Genomic DNA, 13,843 nt, shown 5'->3' on the forward strand with positions numbered 1-13,843 from the left:
GCCCGCCGCCCGTCTGCCGCGCGTGCCATGTCGTGGTCCGCGTCATGGCCCGTCCCGTCACGATTCGCCCGCCGCCCGCGTGTGATGTCGTGGCCCGTCCCATCACAATCCACCGACCGCCCACGTGCGGCGCGTGCGGCGTCGTGGTTCGCCCGCGCGGTCCTGGCGGCCCTCGTCGTGCTCTCGTGGGTCGCCCCGGCCGCGGCGCACGGCGTCCTGGTGGGCTCGGACCCGGCGAGCGGGGCGGTCCTGGCGCGGGCCCCGCGCACCGCCACGCTGACGTTCAACGAGGCGCTGGTGCCGAGACTCAGCCACGCGCGGCTCGTGGACCGCTCGGGCCGCGTCCTGGACGGCGTCGCCTCCGCCGCGGCCGGGACCCGGCTCACCCTCGGGCTCCCCGAACTCCCGGCGGGCGCGTACACCATCGCCTGGCGGGTCCTCACCGAGGGCGACGGCCACCGGACCGAGGGCATGGTGGCCTTCGCCGTCGGCTCCGCGTCCGCCGCGCGCGGTTCACCGGCCCCCGCGCTTCCCGCGACGGGCGGTGCCGCGACGCGGGGCTGGGCGCGCCTGTTCCTGCTCGCCGGACTGGCCGCCGTCGTGGCGCTGCTGCGCCGTGTCGTGGTCTCCAGGCCCCGCCTCCCGGGGCTGGTCGTGACCGGTCACGACCCCGTGGCGACCACGGCCGCATGCGCGGGAGTCGCGCTGCTGCTCGGGGCGGCGCTCCTCGCGCGGAGCGTACCGCCGTCCGCGACTCCCGTCATTCCCGTATCGGCCGCGCCGCGGGTGCCGTCCGCCGTCCCGGCGACGGCCACCCGCAGCGCGGCCGTGCGTGACCTGGTCGTGGCGGTCTCCGTCACCCCCAACCGGGCGGGGGTGAACGGTTTCACCGTCACGGCCGCCAGCTCACGCCGTCCCCCGCCCGCGCCGATCGACGCCGTCGTGCTGGAGTCGCCCACCGGCGGCACACCGCTGCGGCAGCTCGAACCAGGCCGTTACGTCGGCACCGGAGAGCTGGGGAGGACGGCCGCCACCCGGCTGACGGTGGTCGTCCTGCGGGGCGGGAAACGGCTGGAGATCCCCATCGCCTGGAGCCTCGGATGAGGCGGGCGGGTGTGGCGGCCGCTCTCGCCCTGGTCATGGCGGCGTGGGCGGGCCCGGCGGGAGCCGTACCGATGGCGGCGGGGGCGGGAGCCGTACCGCGGGGGCCCGCGACCCCGGTGGCGCGGGACCCGGTGAGCGCGGGGCGGGCGGCGGGGGCCGTACGGCCCGAGCCCATGACCCGGGCCATCGTGACGCTCGACGACCAGGTGGACCCGGGCACGATACGGGAGCCCGGCAGAGACAGGCGGAGGGCGGCCCTGGAACGGACGCTGCGGGCGCACGCGAGCGCGAGCCAGCGGGACCTCCTGGAGCGCGTCCGGTCACGGCGGGCCCAGGGACTGGTCTCGGCCGTGCGCCCGCTGTGGATCGTCAACGCGGTGGCCGTGACCGCGACCCCCGCCGTGCTGGCGGAACTGGCCGCCCTGCCCGGCGTCCGCGAGGTCCGCCCCGACCGGACGATCGGCGCGCCCCGGACGGAGGTCTCGGGGGCACCGGCCGAGCCCAACCTCGCGCTCGTCAACGCCCCCGCCCTGTGGAGCCTCGGGTACCGGGGGCGCGGGGTGGTCGTGGCGAGCCTGGACACCGGTGTCGACGTCACCCATCCCGACCTCGCGAGCCGCTACCGAGGGGGCGTGAACAGCTGGTACGACCCGAACGGCGAACACCCGGGCACCCCCGTCGACGTCAACGGTCACGGCACCGCGACCATGGGGATCATGGTCGGCGGAGACGCGGGAGGCAGCGCGGTCGGCGTCGCGCCGGACGCGACGTGGATCGCGGCGAAGATCTTCAACGACCGGGGCGTCGCCACCGTCAGCGGGATCCACCTGGCCATGCAGTGGCTGCTCGACCCCGACGGCGACCCGGAGACCGCGGACGCGCCCGACGTGGTGAACAGCTCGTGGGAGGGGACCGCGGGCGGATGCGACCGGGAGTTCCGGCCCGACCTCGTGGCCCTGCGCGCGGCGGGGACGGTACCGGTGTTCGCCTCGGGGAACCAGGGGCCGCTGCCGGGCTCGATCCGCTCTCCGGCGGACAACCCGGAGGCGTTCGCGGTCGGCGCGGCCGACGCCGCGGACACCGTCGCACCCTTCAGCGGCAGGGGCCCCTCGGCGTGCGCGGGCGCCACCGCGCCCCGCCTGGTCGCGCCCGGCGTCGACGTCAGGACGACCGACCTGTACGGGCTCTACACCGTCGTCTCCGGCACCTCCCTGGCCGCGCCGCACGTCGCGGGGGCGCTGGCGCTGCTGCTCGGCGCCTATCCCGGTCTGGACGCCGACCGGCAGGAGGCGGCGCTGCTGCACGGGGCGGCCGACCTCGGCGCGCCGGGCCGGGACGACGACACCGGGTACGGGCGGCTCGACGTCCTGGCCGCCTACCGATGGCTGGCGACCGCGCCGGACTTCACCGTCACGGCCGCTCCCGGGACGCGCACCGCGACCACGGGCGGCACCGCCGTCTACACCGTCTCCGTCGGCGCCATGAACGGTTTCGCCGGCCCGGTCGCGCTCTCCGTCTCCGGTCTCCCGCCGGGGGCCACCGCGAGCTGGGACCCTCCCGTCGTCACCGGATCGGGCACCTCGCGGCTGACGGTCTCCGTTCCCCCCGGGACGGCGCCCGGCGCCCACCCGCTGACGATCTCCGGCGGCGACGGTTCGACCGGTCATTCGGCCCAGGTCACGCTCGTGGTCGCCACGGGTGACTTCGCCCTGTCCGCGAGCCCCGCCGCGCTGTCGGTCACGCGGGGCGCCTCGGCCGTCGCGGTCCTGTCGCTGCCGGTCTCCGGAGGCTTCACCGGGAACGTGACGCTCGCGGTCACCGGCCTGCCCGCCGCGGCGACGGCGAGCCTCTCACCGAACCCGGCGGGTGCGCCCGGAACCTCCCGGCTGACCGTCCGCACCACCTCCGCGACCCCGCGCGGCACCTCCACCCTCCGGATCACCGGCACCTCCGGCCCGCTCACCCACGGCCTCACCCTCCCCCTGACCGTGCGCTAGCCTCCGCCTCGGAGGCCGCGCGGCGGCGTCCGGCCGGGGAGCCGGGCGGGGGCGCGGTCTCTCGGCGGCGCTCGTGGTCGTCGGGGTGTTCCGGCTGCCGTCGATCATCGGTGTGTCCGGTGTGTGGCGTTCGGCCGCTGGGCGGTCGTGTCCGTCGTCGCCGCGCGGTGGGCCTTCGTCCGGGGCGAGGGCCGGTGTGCCGTGCCCCGGGTCTCTCTTCAGAGCGTCACAGCCACATCGTGCGGTCACCGCGGGCGTCGGCCTGCTCCACCACGGTCGGGGCGGTGATCGAGGTGGAGTGCAGCCGGTTGAAGCGCGGGCAGGTCACAGCCGCGGAGGTGCCTGTGGTGGTGCACCGCCCCCCTGGGATCGTCATTGTTCTTTCGCACGGGAAGCGATCTTCCAGGGGGCCTGTCCGGCCAGGTCGCGCTCGCTTGTGAACACCCCCGATTTCAGGCCGGACCTGCGGGCACCTTGCGCACGAACGCGTCGGCGGCACTGATCGGACGGCCCATGGCGTTCGTGACCTGGAGCTTGACGGGAAGCTCGTTCTCGGTGTCCAGAAGCGTCGAGCGGGGCTCGTCCTCCTCGAAGAGGTACGTCTCTCCCCACTTCCTGAGGGCCACGATGACGCTGAACAGCTCGCGGCCTTTCGCGGTCAGCGCGTACTCGTGGTAGGCGGACCCGTCGGCTGCCGGGATGACCTCCAAGACGTCTTGGGCCACGAGCGCACGGAGGCGGCTCGTCAGGATGTTCTTGGCCAGCCCCAGGTTCCGCTGCAGCTCACTGAACCGGCGGATCCCGTCCAAGATGTCACGAATGATGAGCAGGGACCACCGGTCCCCGATCACGTCCACGGTCCTGGCGACCGGACACTCCGCCTGTTGGTGGCTCACGCCTCGTGCTTGCATCGCTCCCCCTGTCCGACCGGCTGTCCGAAACGACTCACCAAGGTGGTTGCAAGTTTAAACCGAGTGTTCTAGAGTCGCCGCAATCCGGTTTTAAAAAGAAACCAGATTTCCGGGTAGTGAGGCCGAGGAGAGGTCATGACGGAACAGCAAGACGTTGGCAAGGACACCAGGGTCAGCCCGGTTCGGGTTGCCGTGGCGCAGTTCGAGCCACGCGTGGGTGTCGAGAACCTGAAGGCCAACGCGTTGGCGGTGGAGGCGCGGCTGACGGCCGCCGCAGAGGCCGGGGCCGACCTCATCGTCCTCCCCGAGCTGGCCACCACGGGCTATGTCTTCGAGACCCGCGAGGAAGCCTTCGCGCACGCCGAGGCGGTCCCGGACGGCCCCACCGTGCAGTCGTTCGCCCGATTGGCGGCCGAGCGCAACGTGTACATCGTGGGATGCGTGGTCGAGCAGGACGGCCAGAAGCTGTTCGACACCGCGGTCCTCGTCGGCCCCGACGGGTACATCGGCCGCTACCGCAAAACCCATCTCTGGAACACCGAGAAGCTGTGGTTCACGCCGGGCGACGAAGGGTTCTCGGTGTTCGACACCCGCATCGGGCGGATCGGGCTGCTGGTGTGCTGGGACATCTGGTTCCCCGAGACGGCTCGGATCGTGGCTCAGATGGGTGCGGACATCATCTGTATTCCCACCGGCTGGGTCTGGACCCCGCCGCCGCTGTACGACGAGAGCGGCGTGTGCATGGCCGCCTACCTGACGATCACGGCGGCGCACGCGAACAACGTGTTCATCGCCACCGCGGACAGGATCGGCCAGGAGCGCGGCGCGGGATTCATGGGGAACTCCCTCATCGCGGGCACGAACGGATGGCCCGTCGGCCGTATCGCCGGTCCGGACGAGGACACCATCCTCTACGCCGACGTCGATCTCACCGCGGCACGGACCGCCCCGATCTGGAACCAGCTCAACGACCTGCACCGCGATCGTCGCACCGACCTATACGACCAGATGCTCGGCTACCGCGGCGGCACAGCGTTGCCCCGGTGACGTCATGACGGTCCCTCGCGCCAACGGGAGCGTTCCCGCTTTACGTATCACCACACGTGTCGCCACGGCGGCCGGCTGCGTCGCTCTCGTGACGTTCGTGGTCCTGGCGGTTGCCGCGGCCACCCACCCCGCCGCAGGGCAGGCATGGTACGGCACCTACACCGACGCGCGGGGTCTGGCCACCTGGCTGATCACCTCGATGACCGAGCCGCAGTTCTACGCGGCGGCCTCCGCCAGCCTGGGCTTGCTTCTGGGTGGTCTGTTCGCTCATCTGGCACAGAGAGGCTCGCGACGTTGGGCGGGCTTCGTCCAGGCCTGCGGCACCGGGATCTGGCCCTCGGTGGTGGGCAGTGCGCTTGCGAGCCTGGTCCTGGGCGCCCTGGCCTGGGGATGGACACTGCAGCCCCGAGAATGGCAGCCCCTCTTCGTGCCGCTCGTCGCCACGGCGCCCGCCATGGTCGTCCTTTACGGGCCCGCTCTCCGGGTCTGCGTGACCGCCGCCATCTCGGGGGCCCTGCTGACGCCCCCCGCGTCGATCCTTGTGGTCGACTACGTCTGCAAGCCCGGCCATCTTCCCCTCGTCGTCGGCACCACGGCGGGCATGTGGATCGGAGCTCTCGCGGCGTTCGGGATATGCCGGTTCTTACCCTGGATGCCGGCGCCCGGCGCCTGGCGGGCAGCTCACGAGGCAGAGGACCCCGTACGGACCGGCGCGCCGCCGACGTCGTTCCTGTGGGTTCTCCGCCGGGCGCTGGCCGACTTCAGCGAGGCGCAGTTCTTCGGCAACGAGTGGGCGAGCGGGGCGATGCTCGCCGGCGCGGTCATCGCCTACCTGACAAGCCCGTCAACGCTCGTCTACGGGAGCGGTCTGTTCCCGGCCGTGCTCGCAAGCCAAGCCATCACGGCGCTCGCCGGCGTCCTGATCTGGCGGCGCAGGTGGCAGGCGCTGGGCTTCTACCCGACCTTCGTCCCCGTGGTGTCGGTCGCACCGGCAACCGTGCTGGCCTTCGGCGGCACCCTCCAGTCCGTCATCGCGGGAGCACTCGCCGGCGCACTTGTCGGTCCCCCTCTCGCGGCCGCGATCTCGCGCCGTCTGCCGGTGGGCTTCCATCCGTTCGTCGGCAATGTGATCTCAATGAGCGTCTCCACCGCATTGATCGTGCCGTTGCTCAACCTCGTACCGGAAATCGCCTCATGACACAGACACTTGGCTCCCAATCCACGATCACCGACCTCGGACGAGCCTTGCGCCGCCGAGAGATCTCGGCCACTCAACTGACCGCGGACGTGTTGCGGAGAATTCAAGACCGCAACCCAGCCGTGAACGCGTTCGCCCTCGTGGACGAGCCCGGGGCCTACGAGGCGGCACGGCGAGCGGATCAGGAACTGGCCGCGGGCGTCGACCGGGGCCCGCTCCACGGCATACCCGTTGCCGTCAAGGATCTCATCGACGTGGCAGGCCTACCCACCACGTGCGGGTCGGCGACGTCTTTCGGGGCCGTCGCCACACGCGACGCCGAAGTCGTCACACGGCTGCGTGACCACGGCGCGGTCATCGTCGGAAAGACCACCCTGCACGAATTCGCCTACGGCGCGACCGGCGACCGCTCGCTGCACGGTCCCTCACGAAACCCCCACGATCCCAGCCGGATGTCGGGCGGCAGCAGCGGTGGCAGCGCGGTGGCGGTGGCCTCGGGAATGGTCCCCCTGTCGCTGGGAACCGACACCGCAGGCTCGGTCCGGGTACCGGCCGCCCTGTGCGGAGTCGTCGGATTCAAACCGGCATACGACGCCATCCCGAGCGCGGGTGTGTACCCACTGGCACCCACGCTCGATCACGTCGGCCTGTTCGCCAACTCCGTCGAAGACGCCCTTCTCGGCTACCAGGCTCTCACCGACCAGCCCATGAGCCGGCCTCCCCGCGACCCACGGTCGATCACGGTCGGCCGGATCCAGGCCGACGACATCGCGCCGTGTGACCCGCGCATCGAAGGACTGGCTCACGACCTCCTGGTACGTGCCGGCTTCGCCCCCGACACGGTGCGCGGATTCCCGGGGTGGGACCGCCGACAGACCCTGTTCGACGTGTTCACCACCCTCCAGAGCCGAGAAGCATATGAGGTGCACCGGCATCACCTGAACGAAGATCGAGAGCTGATCGACGCCGAAGTCCTCGCGCGGCTCGAGAACGGCGGGAAGGTCTCGACCTTGAGCTACGAACGGGCCGACGAGGCGCGCGGGGAACTACGCGCGATCGTTCGGGAGCTGCTGCGGTCCCATGACCTGCTTGTTCTCCCAACGGTCCCGTTCGTGGCACCCCCTCTCGGGGCGCGCAGCGTGCACGTCGACGGCACCGAGCTCGAGGTGCGCTCGGCGCTGCTCTCACTGACCAGTCCGTGGAACATGACCGGCGTACCGGCGATCAGCGTTTCGGCGGGTCTGTGCGACGGACTGCCGGCCGCTGTACAACTCGTCACCTCCCCGGGCGATGAGCGCCTCCTGTTCACCGCTGCGCAGGCGCTGGAGGCGGCTGCGCGGGGGTGAACCCTCGACAGATCTATCGCGGCACCAACGCCGGCGAAAAGGAACTCTGATGCCATCCATTCAAATCGACCTGCCACTGACCACCGCAGCTGCGACCAAGCAAAAGCTCGCGCAGCGTGTCGGTGAGATCTATGCGGAAATCATGCAGGTCGGCATGGACCTTCTCACCGTGTCCGTGCACGACCTCGGAGAGGGCGGCGTGTGGCGATGCCACGAGGACACGCCCCCGACTCCCTCGGCCCTCATCATGTGCGACATCCGGGGTGGACGGCCTGTGCAGACCCGGGCTCGCCTGGCCCAGTCATTGATCGACGCGTGCACGGAGATGTTCGAACTGGACGCGCTGTGGGTGAAGGTCGAATTCACCCAGCACTCGGGTGACGAGATGTACCACCCCCACCTGGCCGGCTTCAACACCGACTGGACCGGGGACGAAAGAGTCACCGACAACTCCGCCACGACGGCGTAATGCCCTGGCAAGCGCGTCTGACGGCCGACGCACACAGAGCGGACGGTCGATGATTCGGTCATCAGACGCGCGGCGGTGATGGGGCCTCTCGTCCAGCCGGGCTGGAGGTCCCATCGGCCGGCCGGACCGCGTCGACGGTCCCGGCCGGAACGTCCCGGCACATGGCCGAGGCTGATTTGAAGACAGGCCTAGAGCGGGAACGGGGAGCCGCCGTCGAGCCAGGCGGCCGGCCGTTGAAGGAAGGGCAGCGCCGCCCTGAACGCCACGAACGCGAGCGCGGCCCCGGCGAGCCACAGGATCACATTGATCTCACGTCCCTGGCGGCGGCGCTTTCTTCCGGTCGTCCGTCTCTTTCCGGTCGATCGTCGGCTCGCCATCGCATCGGCTCCCGTCGGCAGAGGGCCGAAAGACGATTGTGAACGACGCCTCCGACAGAAACGGCGGGGGAGAAGAGGGGCTTACCGATCCCGCGCTGTGGGGAAGCGGTGGGGAAGCCGTGGGGAAACGGCCGCCGCGCCGGGCGGTACCCGGAGGTGAACGGAAAGAGCGGAACCGCCCCGCGATATTCGGCGTCTCCCTCAACGGGCAGACGAGGTGAGATTTTTGGGGAGAAGTATCTCCTGTGGAATTTTCGCGCCGATTAAGAGTGATGTACTGAATGTCGCATTGGCGGGGGCGGGCCGTTCGATTCGAGGCCGTCAGCCGTTCAGCACGAGGCTCGCGCGCTCTTTGAGCGGCTCCCACCAGGACCTGTTCTCCCGGTACCAGGCGACGGTTTCGGCCAGGCCGGTCACGAAGTCCTTGCGGGGGACGTATCCCAGCTCCGTCCGTATCTTGGTGCAGTCGACCGAGTAACGGCGGTCGTGCCCCTTCCTGTCCTCGACGAAGTCGACCATGTCCCAGTCGGCGCCGCAGGCGGCCAGCAGCAACGCGGTCAGCTCCCTGTTGCTCAGCTCGGTGCCGCCCCCGATGTTGTAGACCTCGCCGGGGCGGCCGGCCGTACGCACCAGCTCGATGCCCTGCACGTGATCGTCGATGTGGAGCCAGTCGCGGACGTTGAGCCCGTCGCCGTAGAGCGGGACCTTCTTCCCGTCGAGCAGGTTGGTGATGAACAGCGGGATGACCTTCTCGGGGAAGTGGTGGTGCCCGTAGTTGTTGGAGCAGCGGGTCACCCGCACGTCCAGGCCGTGGGTGCGGTGGTAGGCGAGCGCGAACAGGTCGCTGGCGGCCTTCGAGGCGGAGTAGGGGGAGTTGGGGCTGAGCGGGTCGGTCTCCGGCCACGAGCCCTCCGCGATGGACCCGTAGACCTCGTCGGTCGAGACGTGCACGAACGTCCCCAGCCCGCCGCGGACCGCCGCGTCCAGCAGGGTCTGGGTGCCGGTCACGTTGGTGTGCACGAACTCGGCCGCGCTCGTGATCGAACGGTCGACGTGGGACTCGGCGGCGAAGTGGACCACCTGGTCGTGCTCGGCGACGAGCTCGCCGACCAGGGCGGCGTCGCAGATGTCACCCTGGACGAAGGTGAAGCGGCCCCGCACCGGGTCGAGATTGGCGAGGTTGCCCGCGTAGGTGAGCTTGTCGAGGACGGTGACGTCCGGACCGCCCTCCCGCACCAGGGTCCGGACGTAGTGGGAGCCGATGAACCCGGCCCCGCCGGTGACGAGTATTTTCATTTTCGGTCGTCGCCTTCCTTTGACGGCTGCCGCTCGAACCACCGGAGCCGCCGGTGACGGATTCACACGGCGGCTCCGCGGGGATCGGGATTTCACGAGATCTGTGAAGAGGGGTCAAACGGTCGGAGGATAATCCGGACTCCAGGGGCTTCACCTCTCAGTGGGGCTGCAAGCCTTCAAACGTGTCGATGTTTCGACGATAAGGTGGCGGGGCAACGTATTCCTACCCTTACGAGCCCTTATGCAGGATGTTCGCCCCCCACGCCGTACGGCGTGCACGCGCAGCCGGAATTCAAGAGGGGCGGTACCCCTGAAACCCCGTGGAACACCCTTATTTTTCTTGACCCGGGGTATGCCCTTCGAAGATGCTGCTGACCATGAATCGACAGCGGAATCAACGTGGGGTCGATCGATCCGGTGATGTAATCCGACTGGACTCGGTGCGAAAGACCTACGGCAAGGGAAGCGGCAGCGTCGAGGCACTCGCCGGAGTCACGATCGGTTTTCAGAGCGGTACCCTCACCGCCGTTATGGGCCCCTCGGGCTCGGGTAAGAGCACCTTCCTGCACTGCACGGCCGGCCTCGACAAGCCGACGTCCGGTTCGATCGTCTTCGACGGCGAGGAGCTCACGCAACTCGACGAGGTGGCGCTGACCAGGCTCCGCCGGGATCGCATCGGCTTCATCTTCCAATCGTTCAACCTGCTTCCCGCCCTGACGGTGCTGCAGAACATCACGCTGCCGATGAAGCTCGCGGGCCGGGAGCCCGACCAGGCGAAGGTCGCCGAGGTGATCGCACGGGTGGGGCTCAGGGAGCGTGTCTCCCACCGGCCGAGCGAGCTGTCGGGCGGCCAGCAGCAGCGGGTGGCGATCGCGCGGGCGCTGGTCACGGAGCCCGCGGTGATCTTCGGTGACGAGCCGACCGGTGCGCTGGACACCCGTACCGCGCTGGAGGTGCTCACCCTGCTGCGCGAGTCGGTCGAGCAGGCGGGGCAGACCGTGGTGATGGTCACCCACGACCCCGTCGCCGCCTCCTACGCCGACCGCGTCGTCTTCCTCGCCGACGGGAGGCTGGTGGGAGAGCTCCAGCATCCGACGGCCGAGGCGGTCGCCGAGCGTCTCACCCATCTCGGCGCCTGGGACGAGCGTCCGAGGCGGCAGGCCCCCTCCCGTTCCGGAGGTGGGTACTGATGTGGAGCCTGGCCCTGAGCACCCTCCGATTCCGCAGGAGCGCCTTCCTGGCCGGCTTCGTCGCGGTCTTCCTCGGGGCGGCCATCATCACGGCCTGCGGAGGCCTGATGGAGACCGGGATCCGGCTGGACGTGCCGCCGCACCGGCTGGCCGCCGCGACGGTCGTGGTCACCGGTGAGCAGACCTACACCCTGCCCAAGGCCGATCCGAACGACGACGAGGAGGACGTCCAGTGGGGCACCCTGCCCGAGCGGGTCCGGATCGACCCCGCTCTGGTCGCCAAGATCGCGGCGGTGCCCGGGGTGGCCAAGGCGGTTCCGGACGTGTCGTTCCCCGCCACGGTGCGCGGTGTCGCGCAGCCGCTGGAGGGGCACGGCTGGGCCTCCGCCGCGCTCGCGCCGTACTCGCTCTCCTCGGGCGCGGCGCCCGCGCAGACCGGTGACGTCGTGCTCGACGCCGCGTCGGCGCAGCGGTTCGGCAAGAAGGTCGGCGACGACGTCGAGATCACGGTCCGCGGGGTCACCGAGCCCTACCGGGTGACCGGTGTCGCCGCGCCGGGCGCCGAGTCCGGCGGTCCCCTCACCCCCGCGCTCTTCTTCTCCGCCGCCGACACCGGGCGGCTGGCCGCCGGGGGCGGCAAGGTGGACGCCGTCGGCCTGATCGCCGCGCCGGACACCGACGCCGAGACGCTGCTAAGCAAGATCCAGCCTGTGCTGGACGGCCAGGCGGCGGTGGCCCTGACCGGCGACGACCGCGGGCTGGCGGAGTTCCCGCAGGCTCTGCCCAGCAGCGAGAACCTGATCGTCCTGGCGGCGGTGTTCGGCGCCATGGGGATCATGGTCGCCATGTTCGTCGTGGCGAGCACCCTGGGCCTGTCGGTCCAGCAGCGTCAGCGCGAGATGGCGCTGCTGCGGGCGATCGGCACGACGCCGGGGCAGGTGCGCCGGATGGTGCTCGGCGAGGCGATGGCCGTGTCGACGGCCGCCACGCTGATCGGCTGCGTTCCCGGGTTCGTCCTCGGGCGATGGCTGTTCGACCGTCTCGTCGGGGCCGGTGTGGTCCCCGAGCAGGTCGCCTTCCGCCAGGGCCTGGTGCCGATCCTGGCCGGAATCGGGGTCTCCCTGCTCACCGCGCTGATCGCGGGATTCGTCACCGCGCGGCGCGCGGCGCTGACCAGGCCGACCGAGGCACTCGCGGAGGCGTCCCTGCAGCCGTACCGCGGGCTGACCCCGGTCCGCCTGATCTCCGCCGGGATCTGCTTCGTCGCGGGCCTCGCGCTGGCCTTCGTGACGATGGTGATCATGAGCGGCCCCCTCACGGCGAGCACGGCGGGTCCCGCCGTACTGGTCTGGGCACTGGGCCTGGCGTTCCTGGCCCCCGGGATCACGAAGAAGCTGACCGAGGTGCTCGGCGGGCCGATCCAGGCCTTCACCGGTGCTGCCGGTTACCTCGCGGTCCTCAACGCGCAGGCCAGGACGACCAGGATGGCGGCCGCCATCCTGCCCGTCATGCTGGCGACCGGGATGGCCACGGCCAACCTCTACATGCAGACGACGCAGTCCAGCGCGACCCAGCGGGCGTTCACCGAGAGCCTGCGGGCCGACGCGGTGGTCACCTCGGTCACCGGCGGCGTGCCCGGCGACGTGCTCGACAAGGTCCGCGCCCTGCCGGAGGTCGGCGCGGCGGGGGCGACGGAGTTCGCCACGAGCACGGGATACGTCGAGAAGCCCCACGACAACTGGCAGCGGGAGGAGGGCTGGCCGATCCAGGGCGTCACCGCCGAGGGCGCGGCACGCAACCTCACGCTCACGCCGAGCGCCGGCTCGCTGGCCGACCTGCGCGGCGACACGGTGGCCCTGGCGGAGGAGCACGCCAAGGCGATCGGCAAGGGGGTCGGGATCGGCGACACGATCAGCGTGCGCATGGGCGACAACGCCCTGGTCAAGCTGAAGGTGGTCGCGCTGTTCCCGGTCAGGACCGGCTCGGAGAAGTTCCTGATGCCCGCCCGGCTGGTGGCCGCGCACACCACCGGGGGACTGCCCTCCCAGATCCTGGTCAGGGCGGCCAAGGGAGCGGACACCGAGCGCCTGACGGCCGCACTGGGCAGGGTGGCCCAGGGGCAGCCGGGGGTGCTGGTGGCCGACCGCGGCGCGCTGACGGCGGGCTTCGCCGAGGGCCAGCAGGCGCAGGCCTGGGTGAACTACCTGCTCGTCGGCATGATCCTGGCCTACACCGCGATCTCGATGGTCAACACCCAGGTGATGGCGACCGCGCGGCGGCGCAGGGAGTTCGGCCTGCAACGGCTGACCGGCTCCACCCGCGCGCAGGTGATGCAGATGATGACCGTGGAGAGCGTCCTGGTCGCCGCGATCGGCGTCCTGCTCGGCACGGGCGCCTCGCTGATCACGCTCGTGCCCTACAGCGTCGCGGTCGACGACACCCCGTTGCCCTCGGGGCCGCTGTGGATCTACGTCCTGGTGGTCGGCTTCGCGACCGCGCTGACCGTCGTCGCCACCCTGCTGCCCACCTGGCTGGCCACGCGCTCGCGCCCGGCGGAGGCGGCCATGGCCGCCGAGTAGCGCCGCCGGGTGCCGCCCGGACACGCGGAATCCCAGGGAACTCCGCGGGACCCACGGGACCTTGGGGAAGGCCGCACCGCACGACACCGCCGAGCGCCCCGCCGGACAGGCAGGGGCGCTCGGCTTTCCCCGAGATCTCCCGCCCGGGACCTCGTCCCCGATCTCCCGTCCCCTCGCCGAACGTCCGTCTCCCGCGTCGGCTCTCCCGCGTCGGCTCTCCCGCGTCGGCTCTCCCGCGCCGGACCTTCCGCGCCGGACCTTCCGCGCCGGGCTCTCCCGAAACGCGGAACGGCGGGCGGGCCGGGCCTCTCGGACCGGCGCACCCGCCG

Annotated in this window: 12 protein-coding genes; 8 read left to right on the forward strand and 4 right to left on the reverse strand. The window is 71.1% G+C overall.

Annotation, left to right across the window (positions count from 1 at the left end):
• The first annotated feature begins 84 nt into the window (after positions 1–84).
• Together AB0N02_RS19030 and AB0N02_RS19035 are read left to right on the forward strand one after the other, a co-directional pair.
• Complete coding sequence (locus AB0N02_RS19030) at positions 85–1,104, forward strand: copper resistance CopC family protein (RefSeq protein WP_363947927.1); 1,020 nt, start codon at positions 85–87, stop codon at positions 1,102–1,104.
• On the forward strand, positions 1,101–3,101 hold the full coding sequence (locus AB0N02_RS19035; RefSeq protein WP_363947929.1) for a S8 family serine peptidase: 2,001 nt from the start codon (positions 1,101–1,103) through the stop codon (positions 3,099–3,101). Before AB0N02_RS19030 ends, AB0N02_RS19035 begins: the two co-directional genes overlap by 4 nt.
• 226 nt (positions 3,102–3,327) lie before the next feature.
• On the opposite strand, the gene AB0N02_RS19040 is transcribed toward AB0N02_RS19035, so the two are convergent.
• Together AB0N02_RS19040 and AB0N02_RS19045 are read right to left on the reverse strand one after the other, a co-directional pair.
• Positions 3,328–3,477, reverse strand: a complete 150-nt coding sequence (locus AB0N02_RS19040; RefSeq protein WP_363947931.1) for a hypothetical protein — start codon at positions 3,475–3,477, stop codon at positions 3,328–3,330.
• A gap of 76 nt (positions 3,478–3,553) precedes the next feature.
• Positions 3,554–3,997 (reverse strand): helix-turn-helix domain-containing protein, encoded by a 444-nt coding sequence (locus AB0N02_RS19045; protein WP_363947934.1) that lies wholly within the window; start codon positions 3,995–3,997, stop codon positions 3,554–3,556.
• Between the two features lie 150 nt (positions 3,998–4,147).
• Between AB0N02_RS19045 and AB0N02_RS19050 the strand changes: the two genes are divergently transcribed.
• From AB0N02_RS19050 to AB0N02_RS19065, 4 genes are all read left to right on the forward strand, one after another.
• On the forward strand, positions 4,148–5,059 hold the full coding sequence (locus tag AB0N02_RS19050) for a nitrilase family protein (RefSeq protein WP_363947937.1): 912 nt from the start codon (positions 4,148–4,150) through the stop codon (positions 5,057–5,059).
• An 88-nt stretch (positions 5,060–5,147) separates the two neighbouring features.
• Positions 5,148–6,257: a hypothetical protein gene (locus AB0N02_RS19055; RefSeq protein WP_363947940.1), complete on the forward strand. Its 1,110-nt coding sequence runs from the start codon at positions 5,148–5,150 to the stop codon at positions 6,255–6,257.
• Positions 6,254–7,603, forward strand: coding sequence for an amidase (locus AB0N02_RS19060; RefSeq protein WP_363947942.1), 1,350 nt, complete (start codon positions 6,254–6,256; stop codon positions 7,601–7,603). Before AB0N02_RS19055 ends, AB0N02_RS19060 begins: the two co-directional genes overlap by 4 nt.
• A gap of 49 nt (positions 7,604–7,652) precedes the next feature.
• The gene (locus AB0N02_RS19065) at positions 7,653–8,072 is read left to right on the forward strand and encodes a hypothetical protein (RefSeq protein ID WP_363947944.1); all 420 of its coding nucleotides are present in this window, start codon (positions 7,653–7,655) and stop codon (positions 8,070–8,072) included.
• Between the two features lie 188 nt (positions 8,073–8,260).
• On the opposite strand, the gene AB0N02_RS19070 is transcribed toward AB0N02_RS19065, so the two are convergent.
• Complete coding sequence (locus AB0N02_RS19070) at positions 8,261–8,449, reverse strand: hypothetical protein (protein WP_363947947.1); 189 nt, start codon at positions 8,447–8,449, stop codon at positions 8,261–8,263.
• A 321-nt stretch (positions 8,450–8,770) separates the two neighbouring features.
• Positions 8,771–9,745, reverse strand: coding sequence for a dTDP-glucose 4,6-dehydratase (gene rfbB, locus AB0N02_RS19075; protein ID WP_363947949.1), 975 nt, complete (start codon positions 9,743–9,745; stop codon positions 8,771–8,773).
• Positions 9,746–10,122: 377 nt separating this feature from the next.
• Here rfbB and AB0N02_RS19080 point away from each other — a divergent pair, with 377 nt between their 5' ends.
• On the forward strand, positions 10,123–10,935 hold the full coding sequence (locus AB0N02_RS19080) for an ABC transporter ATP-binding protein (RefSeq protein ID WP_363947952.1): 813 nt from the start codon (positions 10,123–10,125) through the stop codon (positions 10,933–10,935).
• A complete protein-coding gene (locus AB0N02_RS19085; RefSeq protein WP_363947954.1) occupies positions 10,935–13,514 on the forward strand; it encodes an FtsX-like permease family protein in 2,580 nt (859 codons plus the stop codon). Before AB0N02_RS19080 ends, AB0N02_RS19085 begins: the two co-directional genes overlap by 1 nt.
• Positions 13,515–13,843 lie beyond the last annotated feature (329 nt).

The organism is Streptosporangium sp. NPDC051022, from assembly GCF_040683035.1.
Taxonomy (GTDB): domain Bacteria; phylum Actinomycetota; class Actinomycetes; order Streptosporangiales; family Streptosporangiaceae; genus Streptosporangium.